Origin of the sequence: Parvularcula lutaonensis (genome assembly GCF_014651915.1) — a bacterium.
Lineage (GTDB): Bacteria > Pseudomonadota > Alphaproteobacteria > Caulobacterales > Parvularculaceae > Parvularcula > Parvularcula lutaonensis.
In genome coordinates this window covers 718,635-739,848 of sequence record NZ_BMXU01000001.1, presented here as the reverse complement: position 1 = coordinate 739,848, position 21,214 = coordinate 718,635, and the positions used below count along the sequence as shown (strand labels likewise).

The following is a 21,214-nucleotide window of genomic DNA, read 5'->3' as shown; positions in this document are numbered from 1 at the left end:
CGGAAAGCCCAACGCGCTTGGCGGCGAGGACACGACGAGGCGGGTGAAGCCTGAGAAGAAGAAAGTCGCCGACCGCGAGCTGACGGTGAAGGTGAAAACAGCTCGCGGGCGCAAGCTCGGCTCGAAGCTCTGGCTCGAGCGCCAACTCAACGATCCCTTCGTCGCACGGGCGAAGAAAGAGGGCTACAAGAGCCGCGCAGCCTACAAGATCATGGAACTCGACGACAAATTCGGTCTCTTCAAGAAGGGAGGCCGCGTCGTTGACCTCGGCGCCGCGCCGGGAGGCTGGTGCCAGGTCGCCGTCGCCCGGACAGGCGGCACGGGAAAGGTCGTCGGCATTGACTACCTCGAAATGGAAGATGTCCCCGGCGCAGAACTCCTGCAGATGGACTTCCAGGACGAAGAGGCGCCGGTCGAATTGAAGAAAATGCTGGGCGGGCAGGCAGATGTGGTGATGTCCGACATGGCCGCCCCGACCACAGGCCACCGGGCGACCGACCACTTGCGCATCATCTCCCTCGCCGATGAAGCGCTGGCGTTTGCGGAGGAAGTGCTCGCGCCGGGCGGGGCTTTCGTCGCCAAGGTCCTGCAGGGCGGTTCCGAAAAGGAATTGCTGGACCGGCTGAAGAAGAATTTCAGCAAGGTCCACCACGCAAAGCCCGAATCGAGCCGGTCTGACTCGGCCGAGATGTATGTCGTGGGAACAGGCTTCAGGGGCACGCGCTGACGGGCGGCCGGCACCAGTCTTTCAGAACGGAAAGGCTGGGCGGGAGGAGGTTTGCAAGCGTTCGAGTCGCTGCTATGCGCCCGCATGGAAATACGCGACGCCCTTACATTTGACGATGTCCTGCTCGAGCCCGGTGCCTCCGAGGTTCTCCCGGCCGAGGTCAGCGTCAGGACCCGCCTCACCCGGTCGATCCACCTGAACATCCCGATCCTGTCCGCGGCCATGGACACCGTGACCGAAGCGCCCATGGCTATAGGCATGGCGCAGCTCGGCGGCATCGGCGTGCTGCACAGGAACCTCACGGTCGAAGAGCAGGCCGAGCAGGTCCGCCAAGTGAAGCGCTATGAAAGCGGCATGGTGGTGAACCCGCTGACACTCACCCCGGAAGACACGCTCGGCTATGCGCGCGACGTGATGGCGAGCAGGAAGATCTCCGGGTTCCCGGTGGTCGAGGACCGTGACGAGGCGGGGATCGGCAGGCTGGTTGGCGTGCTGACCAACCGGGACATGCGATTCGCCAAGGACCCGCACCAAAAGATCGCCGAACTGATGACCTCCGAGAACCTCGCGACGGTGAAAGCTGGCGCCGATATGGAGAGCGTTCGGGACCTGATCCACGAGCGGCGGATCGAGCGCGTGATCGTGGTGGATGACGACAATCGCTGCGTGGGTCTCATCACCGTGAAGGACATGGAGAATGCGGAGCGGCATCCGAATGCGGTGAAAGATGCCGAAGGCCGCCTGCGCGTCGCTGCCGCCTCCACCGTCGGTGACAATGGGTATGAACGCGCGGCTGCGCTGATCGACGCTGGTGTCGATGTCCTCGTCATCGACACCGCCCATGGCCACTCTTCCAAAGTTGCCGAAGCGGTCGAGCGCGTGAAGCGCGAATGGCCGGATGCGCAGGTCGTGGCGGGCAATGTTGCGACCTATGATGCGACCCGTGCACTGATCGATGCAGGTGCCGATGCCGTGAAAGTGGGCATCGGTCCAGGCTCGATCTGCACCACACGGATCGTGGCCGGCGTTGGTGTCCCTCAGCTTACGGCTGTTTCCGATGCGGCCCGCGCGGCAAAGGACAGCGGCGTTCCGATTATTGCAGATGGCGGAATCAAATATTCCGGGGACATGGCGAAGGCTCTGGCGGCAGGAGCTTCGGCCTGCATGGTTGGCTCGCTTCTGGCGGGCACGGAGGAAGCGCCGGGCGAAGTCTTCCTGTTCCAGGGGCGGAGCTACAAGAGCTATCGCGGCATGGGCTCGATCACGGCCATGGCGCGGGGGTCTGCTGACCGCTATTTCCAGAGCGATGTCGGCGACTCGATGAAGTTGGTGCCTGAGGGTATCGAGGGCCGCGTGCCCTACAAAGGCCCGATCGGTGCGATCCTGCACCAGATGGTCGGCGGAATCCGAGCCTCCATGGGTTATGTCGGTGCGCCGACAATCGATGAGATGCAGAAGCGGGCAAAATTCGTGAGGATCACGGGCGCAGGGCTTCGCGAGAGCCATGTGCACGACGTGAGCATCACGCGCGAAGCGCCGAACTATCCAACCCCGACTTGATCGTTGGTTTCGGTCAGCATGCTGATCGCGCTCAATAAGCCCATGAATGTCCTGAGCCAGTTCACCGATGAGGGGAAGTGGCCGGGGCTGTCGGGGTTGATTGACGTGCCGGGTGTCTATGCGGCGGGACGGCTGGATCGGGATTCCGAGGGGCTGTTGCTACTGACCGACGACGGGAAGCTACAGGCCCGGATTGCTTCGCCCAAGTTCAAGCTGCCCAAGACCTATCTCGTGCAGGTCGAAGGCGAGGCGTCCGATGAGCAGATTGAAGCCCTGCGGAAGGGCGTGCAGCTCAAGGACGGCATGACCCGGCCGGCGAAGGTCCGGTCGATCGATCACCCTGATCTCTGGCCGCGCAATCCGCCAATCCGCTTCCGCAAGAACAAGCCGACGAGCTGGCTCGAGCTGACGATCACCGAAGGACGGAATCGGCAGGTGCGGCGGATGACGGCACATGTGGGACTTCCGACCCTGCGGCTGGTGCGTTGGTCTATTGGTGGCTGGTCAGTCGAAGGGCTGGCGCCGGGAGAATGGCGGGAACTGCATCAATAGCTTGATGCTGCGCGGCACAATATTAGCATAGAGGTCACCAGCAGGAGGCCTCGCCATGCGTGCGTTGTCGAACATTCTGGTCTTTATTGGGACTGTGGGGCTGATGTTTCTTGTCAGCCACAACTTCTACCAGCTCCTCGCCGAGAGCGAAGGCGCTGCATCGTTCCTGAGCGAAGCGTGGTGGTCACAAAATGGCTTGTTCTATGCCAGCTTCGCCGTGCTGCTGCTTGTCGGCATTATCGGTGTCCTGCGACCACGCAGGGGCTGAACCACTTCGTCTCGCCAGCCATTCGCGTTCCACCCAGCGAATGGAGGCTCCCCCATGGGCGACCGACAGAGGATCGTCGTCACCGGAGACCGAAGAGGCGGATGCAGCCGTCAGCTGGCTCTTGTCTGAAGAGAGCGACTACGTCACAGGCACGACGTTGATCGTGGATGGTGGGATGTCCCTCTATCCGGGCTTTATTGGGAATGGCTGACCTTGCGTGATCCTGGCCGCGTTGCGGCGTCCATCGATATCCTCGAGCGGTACCGGCAAAGGCCGTCGCCACTTTCCGTGCTGGTGCAGGACTGGGCACGCAACGCCCGCTATGCCGGGTCGAAGGACCGGGCTTTTGTGCGGGGGCTGTGTCTCGATGTGTTGCGGCGTTGGCGGAGCTTCGGCGGGGAGGATAGCCCGCGGATCGCAACGCTCCTGACGCTGAAGAACCTTTGGGGTTGGGATGAAGCGCGCATCGAGGAGGCTTTTTCAGGAGAGCATGGCCACGGGGCTCTGAGCGACGATGAGCGGGATGCTCGGCCGTTGGATGCACTCGACGTGCCGGAGTTCCTCGAGCATGACCTTCCGAATGCGGAGCAATTCGCAGCATCGCTAGGGACACGTGCCCCTGTCGACCTTCGCGTCAATACGCTGAAGGCAAATCGGGAGAAGGCGTTAAAAGCGCTTGCGAGCCTGGGGGCGCTCGAGGCGCCGCTATCACCGGTCGGTCTCCGCATCCCTCCGTCGCCAGCCGCCGAAAAGGGGCCGGGGGTCACGGTGATCCCCGCCTATGGCAAGGGCTGGGTCGAGGTGCAGGACGAGGGGAGCCAGCTCACTGTCCTCACCTGCGGTGATCTCCACGGGCAGCAGGTGCTGGACTTCTGCGCCGGGGGAGGGGGGAAGACCCTCGCGCTCTCCGGGGTGATGGAGAATTCAGGCCAGGTCTTCGCCTATGATGCCGATGCGAGCCGCCTCGCGCCGATCCACGACCGGCTGCGCAGGGCAGGCGCGCGGAACGTGCAGGTCATCGCGCCGCAGGAGCCTGAGCGGCTTGAGGCGCTGAAGGGCAAGCTCGATCTCGTCTTCGTCGATGCCCCCTGTTCCGGCGCAGGGACTTGGCGGCGGCATCCTGACGCCAAATGGCGGCTGACGCCCGAACACCTGGCGCAGAGGCAGGCGGAGCAGGATCAGGTTCTCCGGCAGGCGGCGGAATTCGTGAAGCCCGGCGGGACGCTGGTGTTTGTCACCTGCTCTTTCCTGAATAGCGAAAATGATGAACGTGTCGCCGAATTCATCAATACATACAGCGACTTCTTGATCGAACATCCGCTCGCTGCGGCTTCTGAGGAGCTCAAGGAGCGGCTTCAACCCTTTGTCAGCGAGGATGCGCTAAGGCTAAGCCCATGGGCGTCGGACACCGACGGCTTCACACTGATGCGACTGAAACGGCAAGACGGCTGAAAAACAGGGGTTGGAAGCGCCGCGAACTGTCGCTAAGTAGAAGAAACGGCGAAGGACCAAGGTCCCCCGGATCTCTGCAAGACAAAGAGGTTGTTTGGGCTCCATGCCCCGGGTGGATTTTGCGGATCGTTGATCTGCAGTCCCTCGTGTGTTGCCGCTTCGCGGCTAATGACCCGGCTAGGAGAGCCCGTTTCGTCGCCTCATGAGGGGCGCGACGAACCACACACAGCAACAGGACAAAGACCATACGCTGATGGCGCAATACTCGAAACGCGGGCGGAACTCGAACCGCCGCCGCCAGGGGGGTAACAACAACCCCAACCGGTCCATGGACAGCCAGGGGCCGGAGGTGAAGATCCGCGGCACTGCTGCCCAGATTTACGACAAATACCAGGCGTTAGCGCGTGACGCGTTCTCGTCAGGCGACCGCATCCGTGGCGAAAGCCTGATGCAACATGCCGAGCACTACTATCGGCTGATGAAGTCCATGCAGCCCGAGAAGAAGGAAGACAAAAAACAGGACGACCAGGAGAACGCGGAGCAGCACTCCAGCGAAGCCCAGGTCGACGCGAAGACCGAGGGCTCCGAAGAGAAGAAGCCTGACGATTCCCCTGCAAAAGAGAACGCGGAAGCTTCGGGGGATGATTCGGACGACGGGAAGCCTCGCCGCCGCCGCCGCCGTCGCCGCAGTTCCGACGAGAACGACGCGCAGGCCGATGGCTCTTCGCCGGAGGAGCAGAAGAAACCAGCTCTCCAGCTTGAAGAAGCGCCTGCTGAGTAATTACGGTGCTCCCAACAAAGGGAGCATCCCATGGCAGATTTCAAGAACACGCTTTTCGACCTGAGCGGCAAGTCCGCAATCGTCACTGGCGCGAGCCGAGGCATTGGCGAAGCGATTGCCCGCAGGCTGGCGCAGCATGGCGCCAACGTCACCGTTTCCTCGCGCAAGCTCGACGCTTGCCAGACTGTGGCCAACGATATCAACGACGCCGAAGGACGGGATGCTGCCTTTGCAGTGGCCTGCAATATTTCCCATACGGAGGAGCTGGAAAAGCTTGTCTCCGCGCATGAGGACCGCTTCGGCAAGGCGGATATCCTGGTCTGCAACGCAGCCGTGAACCCGGCCTATGGTCCGTCCAAGGACATCACGGACGAGCAGATCGACAAGATCTTCAACTGCAATATCAAGGCAAATCACAAGCTCAGCCACCTTGTCCTGCCCGGCATGGAGGAGAAGGGCGGCGGAGCGATCGTCATCATCTCGTCGATCTCGGCTTTTGTCGGTAACAAGGGCATCGGTTTTTACGGGGTGTCCAAGGCCGCGGACCTGCAGGTTGCGCGCAACCTCGCCGTCGAGTTCGGGCCTGCCAATGTGCGGATCAACTGTATCTGCCCCGGCATCGTGAAGACCCATTTCGCCGAAGCACTCTGGAAGGATCCCAAGGTCGAGAAGATGGTCACGCAATCGATCCCCATGCGGAGGTTCGGCATGCCTGACGATATCGCGGGCGCGGCCGTATTCCTGGCTTCAGATGCGGGCGCGTGGATGAACGGCCAGCACATCACGATCGACGGGGGCACCTTGATCGGTATGGGCGGAATGTAGCGCTATCGAAGCTCCACGATGTCCTCGCCAGCCACCATGGCGAGATCCATGGTTCGGTGCTCCTGTGTTCTCGGTGACGAGAACGGCGGGAGCAGCCGAGTGGTGCAGGTGTCAGGCGGTCGCGATCCCGATAGCGAGGTAGCCCAGGGTCGCCGCGGCCGCTGCGAGGAGTGCGTAGGGCAGCTGCGTCCTGACATGCTCGATATGGTCGCAGCCCGCTGCGAGGCTGGCGATCAGCGTGGTGTCGGAGATCGGCGAGGCATGGTCGCCGAACACCCCGCCGCCAAGCACTGCCGCGAGCATGACGCTCGGCGGGATGCCTGTTTCGAGGGCGATCGGCATCGCCACAGGGATAAGGATGCCGTAAGTGCCCCAGCTCGTGCCGACGGCGAAACTTGTTCCCGCCGCAGCGAGAAAGATGAGGGCAGGGAAGGCGAACGGCGCAGGGAATGCGGTGGCGAGGCTGGCAATCAGTTCTCCCGTGCCGAGGGCGCGGAGGCTGTCGCCGAGCGCGAGGGCGAGAAGGATGACAGTCGTTGCGGGCAAGAGCTCGCCAACGCCTGAGAAAGTGACCTCGGTGAGCTCCCCCTTTCTGAAGCTTCTGGCCATCGCCAGCATGGTGAGAAGAACGGTCATCGCCAGGGAAACGGCGAGAAGGACCGATTTCGCGCCATCGCCTTCCAGGATATCGCCATTGCCCGTCCACATCATGAAGCCGAGGGTGCCGAAGACGAGGATCCCCGCCGGAACCAGCGTATAGGCGGCGCGGGTTGGCTCCTCCGTGGCGACTTCCTCGGCGCCGCGGGACGCGGCTCTTGCCATCGGGCCAAACACCTTGCCCGTCCATGCGGTGAAGAGGACCAGCGCGACGGTTCCGAGGGCGTAGAAATTGAGCGGGATTGAACCGGCCACAACGCTGACGGCGTCGTCACCCACATAGGGGCCGACCAGCCCGAGGGCATAGGCACCCCAGCCATTGAAAAGGATCAGCACGCTGATCGGTGAGCAGGTGCTGTCGATGATATAGGCGAGGCGCTCTCGGCTGAGGTTGAGACGGTCGAACAGCGGCCGGCCGAGGATACCTGCCGTCAGCAGGCTGATGTTTGTTTCGATGAAGAGAAGGATGCCAGCAGTGGCGGTGGCGAGGGATGCCTTGCGCGGCGTGGCGACGGCTCCTGAATCGATAAGGTGCTTCACCGTTGCGGCGATGCCCCCGGATCTGCGCATCAGCGCTAGAAGGCCGCCGACGAGAAGGCAGAACAGGATGATCTGTGCGTCACCGGGAGAGAGAAAGACCTCGACGATGCGCTCGATGGTCGCCGGGAAGGTCATCAGCGGGTTGCCGCCAAGAATCAGGAGCTCGCTCAACGCGAGGCCAAGCAGCAGCGAAAGGACGACGTTCCGCGTCCAGAAGGCAAGGGCGAGCGCCAGGACCGGCGGTAACAGCGACAGAAACTCCATCGACCGTGTGTGCCGCAAGCCTCGATTCGGTGCAATTCACCCGCTGCTTCAGGCTTCCGCTTCGCTGTACGCTCTCTTGATGGCGTTCACGAGGGCCTGCTGGGAGACCGGTTTCTTGAGGACGATGTCCTTGTCATCGATGAAATCGACCTGGTCCGCATCATAGGCGGTGAGGAACACGTAAGGGATCGAGCGCTCCCGCAGGATCTCCGCGACGGGCTTGGATGTCTTGCCATTGCCGAGGTTCACATCGAGGCAGGCGACATCGAAGGTCTTGTTGGCAGCTTTCTTCTCAGCGTCGGACAGGTGGACGCTCGGACCGACGACTTCGAACCCAAGGTCCTCAAGGGTATCACTCATCTCGAATGCGATGGTGACCTCGTCCTCGACGATGAAAATGCGCTGTGGCGAAGCTGTCGTCATGTCTCCTCACTTAGAGCTTCGAGTGGCATATCCAAGGTCCACGCGAATCCCTGATCGGTATAATCGGTTTCGACCTCGCCCGCGGTGCGTGCCGCTATGGCCCGGCCGATAATGAAACTTCCAAATCCGCGTCTCTCAGGACGAACAGCGGGCGGCCCACCTCGTTCGTGCCACATCAAGCGGAGGTGTTTTTCGTTATTGTCGCGCTCCTCGACCTGCCAACTCAGTTCGATATGCCCATCCGGAACTGACAAGGCACCGTGCTTGGTGGCGTTGGTCGCCAGTTCGTAAAACGCCATCGATAGCGAGAGCGCCTGCTCGGAAGGCAGTTCGCAGTCAGGACCCTCGATCGTGATCCGGTCGCCGCAGATATCGGGAAGAATCTCTTCGGCAACGGAGCGGACGGGCGCGAAGTTCCACTTGCTTCCGACAAGCTTGCTGTGGGCTCGCGCATAGGCGTTCAGACGGTCGTCGATCGTCTGGCGGAGACCATCGGGAAGGTCCTGACCCCGCAGGGACTGGCTCACGATCGACTTCACGACGGCGAAGGCATTCTTGACCCGGTGGTTGAGCTCCTTGATGAGAATTTGCTGATCTTCCTGCAGTTTGTATTCTTCATCGACGTCGACCAAGGCGACAGCGGCGCCAACGACCCGGTCGTCCGCGTCCCTGAGGGCATGGCCGATGATCCGCATCCAGAACATCGATCCGTCGCCGCGCCGGTAGTGGACCGTCAGCTCGGGGTCTTCCTCCCCCGCAAGAGCGCGCGCGAGTGGATATTCGTGGCTTTCGGTCTGCTTCCCGTCTGCATGGAACGAGACCCATTCCCCGTAGGACTCGTCGTCCTCCGAATAAAGAACAGGGTGCCCGACCATCTCCTCGACGCGGGAATTGCCGTGGTAGATGCGACCGTTCTCGTCGCTCAACACAACGCCGACCGGGACCATTTCAAGGACGGCTTCGAGTAACCGGAGCCTCTGGTCCCGTTTCGCCGCTGCCGACGCGTCGGCGGCGCGCAGCTCCATCAGCTCGGCGACCTGACGCCGGAGCTCGGCGTTCTCTTCTTCCAGGGATGTGAACTGGTGTGTGTCTGCCATGAAAAAGCCGCTCGGTCCTGCTCGCAATAATGCAAGGAACCGAACGGCGGAACCCTCGGTTCCGGGAACCGGGGACACTTCGTCAGGTTGTGAAGTTTATGCGTCCGCCTTGGCGCGCTTTTCGAGATTGGTCATGATCTCGGCAATCGCTTCGTCCAAGGATTTCTTGCGGACGGCAGCGACCTCGCGGCCAAAGCGCTCCCGCGCCTGCTCGAAGAGCTGGCGTTCGGAATAGCTCTGCTCCGGCTGGTCGGCGGGGCGGAAGAGGTCGCGAACGACTTCGCAGACGGCCTGCAGGTCGCCTGAGTTGATTTTCGCCTCATACTCCTGGGCGCGGCGCGACCACATGGTGCGCTTGATCCGCGGCTTGCCCTGGATGAGCTTCATCATCTCGTCGATCTTCTTCGCGGGGGCGAGGTTCCGCATGCCTGCGGCAGCAGCCTTCGCAACCGGAACGCGGAGCTTCATCTTTTCGTGCTCGAACTCGATCACGAAAAGCTCGATCTCCATGCCGGCGATTTCCTGCTTCTCGATCTCGGTGATGTAACCGACGCCGTGCGCGGGATAGATGATGTTCGTTTTGACCTTGAACTTCTGGTTCTTGTCGCGGTTGGCCTCGGCACGCTTGGCCACCTTGAGGGCCGGGCGCAGCGGAGCAGGTGCGATTTTCGGCTTTTCGCCTTCTGCTTCCGCTTTCTTCGGCTTGGCCTGAGCGGGAGACAGTTTAATCGATTTCAGAGCGTTAGCAGTGTTTGAGCTAGCCACGTTTGCCTTCTCTATTATGGCAATGGACTGTCAGAGCAGGACTTCGGCAGCCGCAGAACGAGCGGTGCGGAAAATCCTGATGAAAATCCTTGCGATCACCTGTTGACCGGGCATCGGAACGCGTGGTCCTCTCTCAGCGGGCAGTGGTGCGAAAGCACCCTGCTTCCGAAAGACTCGCCGTGGTCCTGATATGTTGCGGACCGAGGTCCCATGGAGCCCGCTGTCCTTTCGCCAGCGGCTCGAACTTCGCCTCGTGCCAAGTCACCATTTGGCTCATATAGCACAAAGTTCCAAGAGTTACCAGCCTGTCTGTCCCGGATCGGGATGAAGGTTGCGAGAGCGCGGGACCACTACTGGTCGCCCTCACCGGGATTCGGGCTGAAAAGGGTCTCGAGCTTGTTCTCGACATTGGCCATTTTGTCGGCGTCGGGGAGCGGTGGCTTGGCCACCGTGATATTCGGCCAGACTTCGGCGTATTTCGCGTTGATCTCGACCCACTTGCCGTCGGGGTCCTCGGTATCCGGCTTGATCGCGTCGACCGGGCATTCAGGTTCGCAGACGCCGCAATCGATGCATTCCTCCGGCTTGATCACCAGGAAATTCTCGCCCTCGTAGAAACAGTCCACGGGGCAGACTTCGACGCAGTCTGTATATTTGCAGGCGATGCAGGCATCGGTGACGACGTAGGTCACGGGCACTCTCTCCGGTCTGAGCGAGAAGGGTATGATGACGTTGCGCTTGCGAAGCAACCCGGTGTGGTTGCCTTCGCCGATAGAAATCAGCAATGCGTCGCAGCGCGCATCCGCGTCAAATCGGTTATTCGAACGGCTATGTCAGCAGAACTCACACCCGAGAAGAAACGGCTCCTCTACCGGGCCAGCTACCGCGGCTTCAAGGAGGCGGACATCGTGATCGGCCGCTTCGCCAAGAAGCATCTCGCCGAGATGACCGATGAGGAGACCGAGGAATTCCGGCTCCTGCTCGAAGTCCCGGACCAGCAACTTTACGGCTGGATCATCGGCCGGGAAGAGGCCCCGGCGAACTATCAGGGACCGGTCCTGAAGAAGCTTCAGGCTTTCGACGTGGCGGCGACGATCCCCCGCTGATCCGCGGTTCGTCACGCGGCAGTGGATAGCCAGCGTCGATGCCGACGAAGACATCGATGAGCTTTTCGCAAATCCGCGCGAGACATACCTGCTGCTCTTCCCAAGCTCCGCGAAACGCTTGGCAGCTGCACACCACTCCGTCGGTTACCGGTTGCCCGTCAGCGCTGCGCAGCCTATCCGCTAGGTTTAGCTTCGAGGTTATGTGGGCATGGCGGACGCGACGCTTTCCATCATCATTCCCTGTTTCAACGAAGGCCAGACGATCGGCCCGGTGATCGAGGAAGTGATCGCGAAGACCGAAGCGGTCGGCTCGCACATCATCGTCGTCGATGACGGCTCCGACGATGGCACCGCGGAGGCTGCGCGCGCCGCGGGCAATGAACGCGTCCAGGTCATCAGCCATCCTGTCCGGGCCGGAAAATCCGCTGCGGTGCGCACCGGCGCCCTTGCAGCAAGGACGGTCTGGATCGGCACCATGGATGGCGACGGCCAGGACGACCCCAACGACCTCCTGCGCATGGCGGCGGAGATCGACCTCGCCTGCGTCGGCGATGTGGGCCTCGTGGGCGGGGTGCGGCAGAACAGGACCGACGGCGCAAACCGGAAATGGGCCTCGCGCCTTGCCAACGGGCTGCGCAAGGCGCTGCTCCATGATGACTGCCCGGATACGGCGTGCGGCCTCAAGGTGCTGCCGCGGGATCTCTATCTCGCCATGCCGTTCTTCGACGCGCTCCACCGCTACCTTCCGGCGTGGAACAAGCATTTCGGCTATGAAGCGCGCTATGTTCCGGTCACGAACCGTCCGCGTGCCGCGGGACAATCGAAATACTCGAATATCGGGCGTGCTGTCGCGGGCTTCTTCGACCTGATGGGCGTCGTCTGGCTGATGCGCCGGACCCATACGCCGGGCAAGCATATGCTGCTTCGCCCCGAGGGGACGCGATGAGCCCGCTCGGCACGGCCTACCAGCCCGCGGGCAAGCTTGGCATTGGCCAGGCGCTGCTGATGCTGTGGCTTGTCGCGCTGGTCCTATATCCGGGCCAGTGGACGATGCCTGTCACGGACCGGGACGAGGCCCGTTACAGCCAGGCCGCGACGCAGATGATGGAGACCGGTGATTATATCGACATCCGGTTCCAGGAAGAGCCGCGCTATGTGAAGCCCGCCGGCATCTACTGGATGCAGGTGGTGGCGACCCAGCCCTTCGGCGGGCCGGAGGCGCCGATCGGGGCCTACCGGCTTCCAAGCTATCTCGGGGTAATCCTCACCTGCCTCTTCACCGCCATGATCGGTGCGCGGATGTTCGGCGGGGCGGCGGGGGCCATCGCCGGGGGCATTCTCGGCTTCACCATGCTGGCCGCAGCCGATGCACGGATGGCGAAGACCGACAGCATGCTGATGGCGGCCGGCACCCTGTCCCAGCTCGCGCTGTTTCATATCCTCGTGCAACCGAAGGGAGCTCCGCCAAAGGAATTCCGCGGCTGGCCACTGCTCTTCTGGTTCGCGAGCGGGCTCGCAGTCCTCATCAAGGGGCCGATCATCACGATCATGACGGTTCTGACGATCCTCTTCTATGTCGGGGTGACGCGGGACTGGCACGCTCTGAGGCGGCTTCGGCCGCTACGGGGCGTCGTGGTGTTCGCGGCCGTCGGCCTGACCTGGGTGGCGCTGATCTCGATCCAGACCAATGGGGAGTTCCTGCGCGAGTCCGTGGGCCATGCGCTTCTCGGAAAGGTGGCCGAGGGTGACGACGATCACGGCGGGTGGCTTCTCTACCACACGAGCCTGCTGCCGGTGCTTTTCTGGCCAGGAACGGCGCTGCTCGGACTGGGCCTGGCTGCAGCGTGGATGCGCCGGAAGGAACCCGCCATGGTCTTCCTCATCGGGTGGGCGTTCCCGTTTTTCATTCTCTACGAGATCGTTGGCACAAAGCTGCCGCACTACGTCCTGCCGGTCTACCCGGCCTTTGCGCTTCTCTGCGCGGTCGGCCTGCGGGACGCCGGAGAGATCCTGGAAGGCCGGCTCGGGAAGGCGCTGCACTGGCTGGCGCTGGCGCTGTTCGCGCTCGCGACGATCGCGCTCCCGGTGGCTGCCTATTTCGGGATCTCGGATCTCGGCGGGGAGTTCTTCACCCCGTGGGTGCTGGGGATGTGCGCAGCGGCGATCCTTGTGCTGATCGTGGGTCTTTGGACACTGAGGAAGCCGACCTTCAACGGTACTGCATGGACGGGGCTCGCAGCGGTGGTCTTTTACGCTCTCTTCGCTGGCGGAGCGGTCCCGCGATTTGACGAGATGTGGCCCTCCAACCGTGCTTGGCAGATCGCGACCCGGCTTGAGGGCTGCGAAGACATGCGCTTCGTCACCGCTGGCTACCGCGAGCCGTCGAATGTCTTCTACTTCGGCACCGACACGGTGCTTGCTGAGACCGGAGCGGAAGCGGCGCGTTTCCTGATCGACAACGGCCGCTGCGGCGTGGCCATCGTGGAAGAGCGCGAAATGGCTTCGTTCACGGCGGCCATGCAGGGACGACCCATCCGCGTCCTCGGGCAGGTGCGCGGGACGAATGTCTCGAAGGGCCGGGACATGACCCTGACCCTGATCGTGATGGGGACGAGCCCGCTCAGATTGGGCGAGGGCGAGCCGCGGCGGCTTTGAACCGGCATTCCGGGCTGGCAGCAGCGGGAAACCGGGCCCCGGATGACGGATAAGTTGGCAACCTGCCGCGTTGATCTCTTGCGCTCCGCACACTAGGTCCGACGTTCCCAGCGCGGCGCCAGAAGGCGGTCCGTGCTTTTTCGCATGGAGAACGGCGTGGCGCTGACATCGGTCAACCCGATCATCTCGAAGGACGAAGCCTACCGCCCCAAGGGTCATGTGACCGTCTACGGCGCGCCCGAAGGAGCCGATGCGCTCTGCATCGCCGAGGCTGCGCAGGCGGCGGGCGAGGTGACGACGATCATCACCCGCGACGCGGGGCGTTCGGCTGCGATGATCTCCGCCCTGAAGTTCTTTGCGCCAACGATCCCTATCCTGCGCTATCCGGCGTGGGACTGCCTTCCCTATGACCGGATGTCGCCGGGCTCCGATGTCGTGGCGGAGCGGCTCGCGACCCTCGCCACGCTGGCGCTGAGGAAGCCCGGCACACCGCTTGTCGTCGTCACGACCATAGCCGCTGCGACCCAGCGGACGCTGCCCAAGGCCGTCATCAAGCAGGCGAGCTTCCGTGCCAAGCCTGGTGCGACCGTCGAGATGGACGAGCTGATCGCTTACCTTGTCGGCAATGGCTATTCCCGAGCCTCGACCGTGCGCGAGCCGGGGGAGTTCGCGGTGCGCGGTGGCCTTCTCGATCTTTTCCCTCCGGGCACGAAAGAGCCTCTGCGGCTCGACTTTTTCGGGGATACGCTTGAATCAATTCGCGCCTTCGACGCTGCGAGCCAGATGACCACGCGGCAGCGCAAGGGCATCCACCTGACGGCTGCGTCGGAGGTCCTGCTCAACGATGAGACCATCAGCCGCTTTCGCAAGGGCTACCTCGAGCGGTTCGGCACGCCCGGCGACGACCCCGTCTATGAAGCGGTCAGCGAGGGTCGGCGGCAGGCCGGGATGGAGCACTGGCTGCCGCTCTACTACGAGAGCCTCGGCACGCTGTTCGACTATGTGGGCGATGGCCTGACATTTTTCGACCATCTGGGCGCGGAGGCGGTCGAAGAACGCTTCAACCAGGTCGAGGACTATTACAGTGCGCGTGCGGAGGACATGAAGGCCTCCGAGAAGGCGAGCCTCGACAGCGTGCCTTACCGCGCTCTCAAGCCGACGGCGCTCTACCTTGGCCGGGACGAGTGGACCCAGAGCCTCCAGAACGTAGCCCTGCGCCCGCTTTCGCCATTTTCCCCCGAGCCGAACAAGCGCGCCTTCGATTTCGGCGCCAAGAAAGCGCGGAGCTTCGCTGCCGAGCGGGCAGGGGGGCAGAACGTCTTCGACGCAGTCGCCGCCCATATCGACGAGAAGCGCAAGGACAAGACTGTCATCATTGCGGGGTGGACGGAGGGTTCAGCGGACCGCCTGAAGACAGTCATCGGCGACCATGATGTTTCGGGCCTTGCGAGCCTCAGGAGCTGGCAAGACGTGAAGCTTGGCTCGGGCACCGTACCCGTCGTGGTGTTGGGCCTCGAGAATGGCTTCGAGACGGACGAGATCTGCATCCTCGCCGAGCAGGATATTCTCGGCGACCGCCTCGTCCGCAAGCGGAAGACCAAGAAGGCTGACAACTTCCTGACCGAAGCCTCTTCGCTTTCGGTTGGCGACCTGATCGTCCATGTGAGCCACGGGGTCGGGCGATACCAAGGGCTCCAGACCCTTGAGGTCGGCGGTGCCCCCCATGACTGTCTCGAACTCGAATATGCCGGCGGGAAAATGTACCTGCCGGTCGAGAATATCGAACTGCTTTCGCGCTTCGGTTCGGACGATCCGAACCACCCGCTCGACAAGCTTGGCGGACAGGGCTGGTCGCTTCGCAAGGCGAAGATGCGTGAACGCATCAAGATGATGGCCGAGCAGCTGATCGCCATCGCCGCCAAGCGCGCCGCCAAGAAGGCGGAGGTGCTGACCCCGCCCGAGGGCGTCTACGACGAGTTCTGCGCGCGCTTTCCGTATGCGGAGACCGAAGACCAGCTCAACGCCATTGACGACGTGCTGTCCGACCTTGCCTCGGGCCGGCCCATGGACCGGCTAGTCTGCGGCGATGTCGGTTTTGGCAAGACCGAGGTCGCCATGCGCGCGGCCTTCGTCGCGGCGATGAACGGGCGGCAGGTGGCCCTCATCTGCCCGACGACGCTGCTGGCACGCCAGCATGCGCGTGCCTTCAAGGAGCGTTTTGCGGGCTTCCCGCTTAATGTGCGCCAGCTTTCCCGTTTTGTCTCCCAGAAGGAAGCAAGCCAGACGCGCGCGGGGCTCAAGGATGGCTCCGTGGACGTCGTGATCGGCACCCATGCTCTCCTGTCGAAGCAGGTGGGTTTCCGGGACCTCGGCCTTCTCATCATCGACGAGGAGCAGCATTTCGGCGTCAAGCACAAGGAGCGCCTGAAGGAGTATCGCGGCGATACTCACGTCCTGACGCTGACCGCAACGCCGATCCCGCGGACGCTCCAGCTCTCGATGTCGGGTATCCGCGACCTGTCGATCATTGCGACGCCGCCGGTCGACAGGCTGGCCGTCAGGACGACCATCGGGCCATTCGACAGCGTCGTGGCGCGGGAGACGCTCCTGCGCGAGCACTACCGGGGCGGCCAGAGCTTCTATGTTTGCCCGCGCGTCTCCGACCTGCGGGATGTCGAAGACTGGCTCGAGACGCATGTCCCGGAGGTGAAGTACCGCACCGCCCACGGACAGATGGCAGCGGGCGAGCTCGAGGATATCATGACGGCCTTCTATGAGGGCAAATTCGATGTCCTTCTCGCGACGACCATCGTGGAAAGCGGCATCGACGTGCCGACTGCGAATACGCTGATCGTTCACCGTGCGGACATGTTTGGTCTCGCGCAGCTCTACCAGATCCGCGGACGCGTGGGCCGATCGAAGCAGCGCGCCTATGCCTACATGACGACCAGTGCACGGAAGAAGCTGACCGAGGGCGCACAGAAACGGCTCAAGGTGCTGCAGTCCCTGGATACCCTGGGCGCAGGCTTCACCTTGGCGAGCCATGACCTCGATATACGCGGCGCTGGCAACCTTCTGGGTGAGGAGCAATCGGGCACTGTCAAGGAAGTCGGCGTCGAGCTCTACCAGCATATGCTGGAGGAGGCCGTGGCCGAGATGAAGGACGGTGAAGCCGCGTCCGAGCAGTGGTCGCCCTCGATCAATATCGGCACGGCGGTCCTCATCCCTGAGACCTATGTGATGGACCTCGATGTGCGGATGTCTCTCTATCGCAGGCTCTCCGACGCCAAGGAGGACCAGGAGATCGAAGCCTTTGCCGCGGAGCTCATCGACCGCTTCGGGCCCATGCCGCGGGAGGTGGAGCACCTGCTCGATATTGTCGGCATCAAGGCGCTTTGCCGTCGGGCCGAGGTGGCGAAGATCGATGCCGGGCCGAAGGGTGCTGTCATCACCTTCCGCGACCGCTTCCCGAACCCGGGCGGTCTCGTCCAGTACTTGTCCGAGACGCCCTACGACATGAAGCTGCGGCCGGACCAGAAGCTGGTCTTCAAGCAGAACTGGCCGGACGAGAAAGCCCGGCTCAAGGGCTGTCGCCGTGTGCTGAATGTCCTTGTGGAGATTGCCGAGGAGAAAGCCGCCGCGGCCTAGGCCAGGGCGAGGCTCGTTGGCTCCCGATCGAGGACCGAGACGAGACGCGCGACCGCCTCGGCCGGGCTCTCATCCGTGCTTTCCAGGAAGGCTGTCCTGGCCGAGATCAGCACCGGCTCCGGCTCCGTGCCGAATTTCAGGTCCTCGACCAGCGTCTTCAGCGTGCGCATGGTCCGGCCGGCGTGGAAGCGGTCGGCATAGGGCATGGCGACGATGAACAGGTCATCGCGGACGCGCATCGCAAAGTCGAGCGGCGACATCGCCATGGCCATGTAGACCCCCGCTTCGGACAGGTCATGCTCGGTCCCGTGCTCGTCCGGAGTCAGCCGGATGGCCCCGAAAGCCAGATCATCACCCTGTGCCAGGTGTTCGAGCGCGAGCCGCTCGAAGAGCACGCTGCCGTAGATCGGCGAGGCCTCGCCGTCATCGGACATGGACGAAGCCGCGAGAGCGCGGCTGACCGTGCGCTCGGCCACGAAACGGTTGCCAGCCGAACGGAGAAAAGCGAGCCCATGCTCGACTTCGTCCGGGGTCAGAAGAAGGTCGACCCCTGCGGAGATCCATGGCCCGGCATCCTCCGGAGACCATTCAGGAGCCATCACCGCAACCGGCAGGCCCTTGAGATCGCTCTGCCTGCGGATGAGTTTCAGGACAGGTAGCCGATGCTCCTTGCCGCCTGCAAGGTGGATAAGGAGGCCGCCGGCGTGCTGCGCCTCTAGCAGGCGGAGCGTCTGGCTGGAGGTGAGCGGAGCGATGAGGTCGCGCCGCGCTGTCGCCGTCAGGAGATGGAGAACTTCAGGATGCGGATCAGCCAGCAGCGCGATCGGCGTGTCGAGACCTTCGGGCTTCACGTTCGGGAAGCAGTGGCCTGACGAGGCAAGCGCGCGGTAACGCGTGCTGGCGGTCTGGGCCGCGATCCGGGACGCTGCGGCCTTGCGCAGGGCGCGAAAAATACCGCTCTCGCAACCCTCGGCGTTGCGGACGAGCATGACCCCGATAGGCGGCTCCGGTGGCAGGCGGTCATCGAGGCCAATGACCGCGACCAGCGGCTCGACGCCTGCGAGAGCCGAAGCGTCCGCAATCGCAGCCGAAAGATCGCTCACCCCGCGGAGGTCGGCGAGGGCGACCCGGCGTGTCCCGCCAGTGGGGACAGCGAAACCTTCTGTGATCAGTCGGTCGCGCCAGGCCTGCGCTGCGCCGAGGAGCCGGACGGTGACGCTCCCGCGGTGATCATGGTCGCTCATCATGTGCCCCGTTCCTCACTCTCGGACGACGCCGACTGTGTGAGCGATTCGATGCAGATATCGCCGCGTTCTCTATCCACAAACAGGCCGGAGAGCGCGCGCTCCTCATAACAGGGCAGGACCGACAGGAATTCCTGCGGCATCCCCCACGGCCCGATCTCCCGGTAGAGAAGTGCGGTGCGTGGGCCGACGAAGCGCCAGTGCCATGGCTCGTAGCTGTCCGCGCCTGGAAGGTAGGTGTTGCCCTGCGGGAAGCTGAGAATGAAGCCGTACTGCCACGCCTTCTTCTCGAAGCACGAATAGGCCCGGTCAGTGGCGCGCATGAAGCGGCGGTTGACGTCGATATCCGCGGCGAGGCCCAGCTGGTGCTCCGACGTGCCCGGATCGGCGACGGTGCCCTTGTCCTTGTTGATACGGTGAAGGACGCGCTGGGTCCGGTGGCTGCGGTAGGCCGAGCGCAGGGTCAGGCGTTCGCCCTCGCTGGAGCAGGCTTCGAGAAGCCCCGCGAGGCTCTCGGGCATCGACGTGCCGTCGATCTTCGCAAGGCGCATTTGCATCTCCTCCACCGTCGGTGACTTGGAGAGGGGGATGCCGAAATCCGCCGCGCGGACGAGATCCGGCGGGATATAATCGGCTTCCAGCGGGAAGCTGGCCGATACCGGTCGGTTGATGTCGAAGAGGCGGTCGCGGGAGCGGTTGGCGGCGTAGCGGCGGGCGCCGAAAGCATCGCGGAAGATCTGCCGCATGTGCCGGTTCAGCGCCTCGGCCTCGGTCAGGCGGCCCTGCTTCTCGTAAATGCCTGAAAGAAGACGGATATAGAGGCTGAGCTCGGGATTGTTCGAGCCCTTGGTCCGCTCCACCGCCTGGAAGACCTGTTCGTAGAGATCCTCGGCGTCGGACAGGCGATCGATGCGCTCGTAAACCGGTGCGAGGAGAAGGGCAGTCTGGATGGTGTCAGCGTGGTCCGGGCCGAGCTGGCTCTCGCGGATGGAATGGGCGGAGGAAAGGAGCCCGGCCGCTGCATAAGCGCCGTCGGCCTCCAAGGCATAGTAACCGCCCACGGTGGTCATCGCGTCCGCGATCTCGAGAGAATTCCCGGCCCGACTGTCGATGCGGCGGCCTGAACCATCGGCCGGAAGGACATCGGTGAAACCCGGTCGCATGGCGTCAACAAGGTCGAGGAAACGCTGCTCGCCCTCGCTCTCCCTGTCCTTGTGATTGGCGAGCGCGTCGCCCGAGCGCTCCAGGAAGCGCGCGGCGATGAGCGCAGGACGCGCGGCGTTGCCCTGGGCAAGGTCGAGTTCAGCAATCCGGCGGCGGATCTCGATGCGGCGGTCATCGGTCAGGCTGGCTGCCTGCGCCGAAGACAGCGCCGCAGCGTATTCCTCGATCGCGCGCATTGGCTTGCCGCCTCGGTAATGGGCGTCAGCAACTTCGAGTTGTCGGCTGTGGACATCCCGGGGCGCGGCGTCCGCCATCTCACGCCAAAGCCGAAGCGCGCGATCGCCGTGCACGACCGCACGACCGTCATATCCCGCAGCGGACAAGCTCTCGAAACGGCTCCAAGCAGCGTCAGGCTCGATCCGCGTCGAGGTGTTGAACAACACGACGTAGATCGCCGCGAGCGCAACAAAGCTGACCGCTAAGACGTGATGGCCTCGCACGCGCCAAAGTCTCCCAAGAACCGCCCCTGAATGGCGCGCAAGTGTCGCCGAAAACGAGCTTGCGCGCACCCTTTCTCGTCATCAACGTAAAAATAACCATGGCGCGGGGCAATCGGCACCCGCGCCCGAATCGATCAGAGACAGTTTCATGACTGACGGAAGCGAACTCCCGCTCACCGGCCGGCGACGGCTTTACCTCCTGCGCCATGGCCATGTGGATTATTTCGCGCCGGGCCTGGAGGATTTCACACAGGTTCCGCTGACCGAAGAGGGCCGCTCGCAAGCGGCGCTGGCAGGGAAGGCTCTGGCAGGGGTGCGGTTCGATGCTGCGTTCAATTCAGGGCTGCCCCGGACCGCCGAGACGCTCTCCATCGTGCTCGACCAGCAGGACTCCGCTCTCCAGCCGGTGTCGATCGAAGGCTTCGCGGAAATACGCGGCGGCAAAGTCAAGGTGGAGACGCCGGAGGAACTCTGCGCCCGGCTCGCCTTCAGCTTCGACGGCGCGGACGAGGAGGGCGCCAGCTTCCTTCCGGGCGGGGAACTCTTCGCGGACGCTGAGGCGCGAATCGTGGATGCGTATCAATCCCTTATCACCGACCACGCCTGGAAAACGGGGATTCTCGTCGCCCATGAGGGGGTGAACCGCATCCTTCTCGCTCACTTGACGGGGGGCGGGCTCGGCGCGCTTGGCCATTTCGAGCAGGACCTCTGCGGCATCAACGTGCTCGATTTCGATGTCGTTCCGAGTGGCGAAGGCGTTGAGGTCGAGCGGGTGATCCTCAAGGCTGTGAACCTGACCGTCCACGACCCAATCAAGGAACGCCTGCCGCGCACGAGCCTGGAACATCTCTTTGGGATCGACTTTGGTGGCGCCCGACCCCGTAAAGGCCTTTGAGTGGCATTTCTGCCTTTAATACAGTGATTTGAGCAGTTTGGTGTCTTCGATCCTAAGCTCGACCAACAGCTTTGAATAGAAGCGATTCAAA

20 protein-coding genes are annotated in these 21,214 nt (G+C 63.2%); 13 read left to right on the top strand and 7 right to left on the bottom strand.

The features are described from left to right. Positions 1-43: 43 nt before the first annotated feature. From IE053_RS03475 to IE053_RS03440, 8 genes are all read left to right on the top strand, one after another. Positions 44-727, top strand: a complete 684-nt coding sequence (locus tag IE053_RS03475) for an RlmE family RNA methyltransferase (protein ID WP_373302866.1) — start codon at positions 44-46, stop codon at positions 725-727. 84 nt (positions 728-811) lie between these two features. After that, complete coding sequence (gene guaB, locus IE053_RS03470) at positions 812-2,287, top strand: IMP dehydrogenase (RefSeq protein WP_189571817.1); 1,476 nt, start codon at positions 812-814, stop codon at positions 2,285-2,287. An 18-nt stretch (positions 2,288-2,305) separates the two neighbouring features. Continuing rightward, entirely contained in the window at positions 2,306-2,839 is a 534-nt protein-coding gene (locus IE053_RS03465) for a pseudouridine synthase (protein ID WP_189571814.1), read from the top strand. A gap of 55 nt (positions 2,840-2,894) precedes the next feature. Next, a complete protein-coding gene (locus tag IE053_RS03460; protein WP_189571811.1) occupies positions 2,895-3,107 on the top strand; it encodes a hypothetical protein in 213 nt (70 codons plus the stop codon). After that, the gene (locus IE053_RS14655; RefSeq protein ID WP_373302863.1) at positions 3,031-3,318 is read left to right on the top strand and encodes an SDR family oxidoreductase; all 288 of its coding nucleotides are present in this window, start codon (positions 3,031-3,033) and stop codon (positions 3,316-3,318) included. Before IE053_RS03460 ends, IE053_RS14655 begins: the two co-directional genes overlap by 77 nt. 2 nt (positions 3,319-3,320) lie before the next feature. After that, complete coding sequence (locus IE053_RS03450) at positions 3,321-4,559, top strand: RsmB/NOP family class I SAM-dependent RNA methyltransferase (RefSeq protein WP_189571808.1); 1,239 nt, start codon at positions 3,321-3,323, stop codon at positions 4,557-4,559. Positions 4,560-4,761: 202 nt separating this feature from the next. Beyond that, positions 4,762-5,340, top strand: coding sequence for a DUF4167 domain-containing protein (locus tag IE053_RS03445; RefSeq protein ID WP_189571805.1), 579 nt, complete (start codon positions 4,762-4,764; stop codon positions 5,338-5,340). 30 nt (positions 5,341-5,370) lie between these two features. After that, positions 5,371-6,165 (top strand): SDR family oxidoreductase, encoded by a 795-nt coding sequence (locus IE053_RS03440; protein ID WP_189571802.1) that lies wholly within the window; start codon positions 5,371-5,373, stop codon positions 6,163-6,165. Between the two features lie 111 nt (positions 6,166-6,276). Here IE053_RS03440 and IE053_RS03435 read toward each other — a convergent pair whose 3' ends face one another. From IE053_RS03435 to fdxA, 5 genes are all read right to left on the bottom strand, one after another. After that, a complete protein-coding gene (locus tag IE053_RS03435; RefSeq protein WP_189571800.1) occupies positions 6,277-7,626 on the bottom strand; it encodes a Na+/H+ antiporter NhaC family protein in 1,350 nt (449 codons plus the stop codon). Between the two features lie 48 nt (positions 7,627-7,674). Then, complete coding sequence (locus IE053_RS03430) at positions 7,675-8,049, bottom strand: response regulator (protein ID WP_189571797.1); 375 nt, start codon at positions 8,047-8,049, stop codon at positions 7,675-7,677. After that, the gene (locus IE053_RS03425) at positions 8,046-9,146 is read right to left on the bottom strand and encodes a sensor histidine kinase (RefSeq protein WP_189571794.1); all 1,101 of its coding nucleotides are present in this window, start codon (positions 9,144-9,146) and stop codon (positions 8,046-8,048) included. Before IE053_RS03425 ends, IE053_RS03430 begins: the two co-directional genes overlap by 4 nt. Positions 9,147-9,242: 96 nt before the next feature. Then, positions 9,243-9,779, bottom strand: a complete 537-nt coding sequence (locus IE053_RS03420; protein WP_189574698.1) for a CarD family transcriptional regulator — start codon at positions 9,777-9,779, stop codon at positions 9,243-9,245. A gap of 482 nt (positions 9,780-10,261) precedes the next feature. After that, a complete protein-coding gene (gene fdxA, locus IE053_RS03415; RefSeq protein ID WP_189574696.1) occupies positions 10,262-10,603 on the bottom strand; it encodes a ferredoxin FdxA in 342 nt (113 codons plus the stop codon). Positions 10,604-10,741: 138 nt separating this feature from the next. Here fdxA and IE053_RS03410 point away from each other — a divergent pair, with 138 nt between their 5' ends. The 4 genes from IE053_RS03410 (at position 10,742) to mfd (ending at position 17,320) form a co-directional block, all read left to right on the top strand. Further along, on the top strand, positions 10,742-11,017 hold the full coding sequence (locus IE053_RS03410) for an FAD assembly factor SdhE (RefSeq protein ID WP_189571792.1): 276 nt from the start codon (positions 10,742-10,744) through the stop codon (positions 11,015-11,017). Between the two features lie 208 nt (positions 11,018-11,225). After that, on the top strand, positions 11,226-11,963 hold the full coding sequence (locus IE053_RS03405) for a glycosyltransferase family 2 protein (RefSeq protein ID WP_189571789.1): 738 nt from the start codon (positions 11,226-11,228) through the stop codon (positions 11,961-11,963). Further along, a complete protein-coding gene (locus IE053_RS03400; RefSeq protein ID WP_189571786.1) occupies positions 11,960-13,672 on the top strand; it encodes an ArnT family glycosyltransferase in 1,713 nt (570 codons plus the stop codon). The genes IE053_RS03405 and IE053_RS03400 overlap by 4 nt, the downstream gene beginning before the upstream one ends. Positions 13,673-13,816: 144 nt before the next feature. Then, on the top strand, positions 13,817-17,320 hold the full coding sequence (mfd, locus tag IE053_RS03395; protein WP_189574694.1) for a transcription-repair coupling factor: 3,504 nt from the start codon (positions 13,817-13,819) through the stop codon (positions 17,318-17,320). Here the strand turns inward: mfd and IE053_RS03390 are convergent. Both IE053_RS03390 and IE053_RS03385 read right to left on the bottom strand, forming a co-directional pair. Then, entirely contained in the window at positions 17,317-18,567 is a 1,251-nt protein-coding gene (locus IE053_RS03390) for a hypothetical protein (RefSeq protein WP_189571782.1), read from the bottom strand. The genes mfd and IE053_RS03390 overlap by 4 nt on opposite strands. Beyond that, a complete protein-coding gene (locus IE053_RS03385; protein WP_189571779.1) occupies positions 18,564-20,228 on the bottom strand; it encodes a D-alanyl-D-alanine carboxypeptidase family protein in 1,665 nt (554 codons plus the stop codon). The genes IE053_RS03390 and IE053_RS03385 overlap by 4 nt, the downstream gene beginning before the upstream one ends. A 148-nt stretch (positions 20,229-20,376) precedes the next feature. Here IE053_RS03385 and IE053_RS03380 point away from each other — a divergent pair, with 148 nt between their 5' ends. Then, positions 20,377-21,123, top strand: coding sequence for a histidine phosphatase family protein (locus IE053_RS03380; protein WP_189571776.1), 747 nt, complete (start codon positions 20,377-20,379; stop codon positions 21,121-21,123). Positions 21,124-21,214 lie beyond the last annotated feature (91 nt).

What these genes read in the sequence shown, in the direction of transcription:
- IE053_RS03425 (WP_189571794.1), bottom strand. Translation starts at nt 9,146, where the DNA reads ATGGCAGACACACACCAGTTCACATCCCTGGAAGAAGAGAACGCCGAG.
- IE053_RS14655 (WP_373302863.1), top strand. Translation starts at nt 3,031, where the DNA reads ATGGCTTGTTCTATGCCAGCTTCGCCGTGCTGCTGCTTGTCGGCATTA.
- IE053_RS03435 (WP_189571800.1), bottom strand. Translation starts at nt 7,626, where the DNA reads ATGGAGTTTCTGTCGCTGTTACCGCCGGTCCTGGCGCTCGCCCTTGCC.
- IE053_RS03430 (WP_189571797.1), bottom strand. Translation starts at nt 8,049, where the DNA reads ATGACGACAGCTTCGCCACAGCGCATTTTCATCGTCGAGGACGAGGTC.
- guaB (WP_189571817.1), top strand. Translation starts at nt 812, where the DNA reads ATGGAAATACGCGACGCCCTTACATTTGACGATGTCCTGCTCGAGCCC.
- IE053_RS03405 (WP_189571789.1), top strand. Translation starts at nt 11,226, where the DNA reads ATGGCGGACGCGACGCTTTCCATCATCATTCCCTGTTTCAACGAAGGC.
- IE053_RS03380 (WP_189571776.1), top strand. Translation starts at nt 20,377, where the DNA reads ATGACTGACGGAAGCGAACTCCCGCTCACCGGCCGGCGACGGCTTTAC.
- IE053_RS03465 (WP_189571814.1), top strand. Translation starts at nt 2,306, where the DNA reads ATGCTGATCGCGCTCAATAAGCCCATGAATGTCCTGAGCCAGTTCACC.
- IE053_RS03400 (WP_189571786.1), top strand. Translation starts at nt 11,960, where the DNA reads ATGAGCCCGCTCGGCACGGCCTACCAGCCCGCGGGCAAGCTTGGCATT.
- IE053_RS03445 (WP_189571805.1), top strand. Translation starts at nt 4,762, where the DNA reads ATGAGGGGCGCGACGAACCACACACAGCAACAGGACAAAGACCATACG.
- IE053_RS03390 (WP_189571782.1), bottom strand. Translation starts at nt 18,567, where the DNA reads ATGATGAGCGACCATGATCACCGCGGGAGCGTCACCGTCCGGCTCCTC.
- mfd (WP_189574694.1), top strand. Translation starts at nt 13,817, where the DNA reads ATGGAGAACGGCGTGGCGCTGACATCGGTCAACCCGATCATCTCGAAG.
- IE053_RS03410 (WP_189571792.1), top strand. Translation starts at nt 10,742, where the DNA reads ATGTCAGCAGAACTCACACCCGAGAAGAAACGGCTCCTCTACCGGGCC.
- IE053_RS03440 (WP_189571802.1), top strand. Translation starts at nt 5,371, where the DNA reads ATGGCAGATTTCAAGAACACGCTTTTCGACCTGAGCGGCAAGTCCGCA.
- IE053_RS03460 (WP_189571811.1), top strand. Translation starts at nt 2,895, where the DNA reads ATGCGTGCGTTGTCGAACATTCTGGTCTTTATTGGGACTGTGGGGCTG.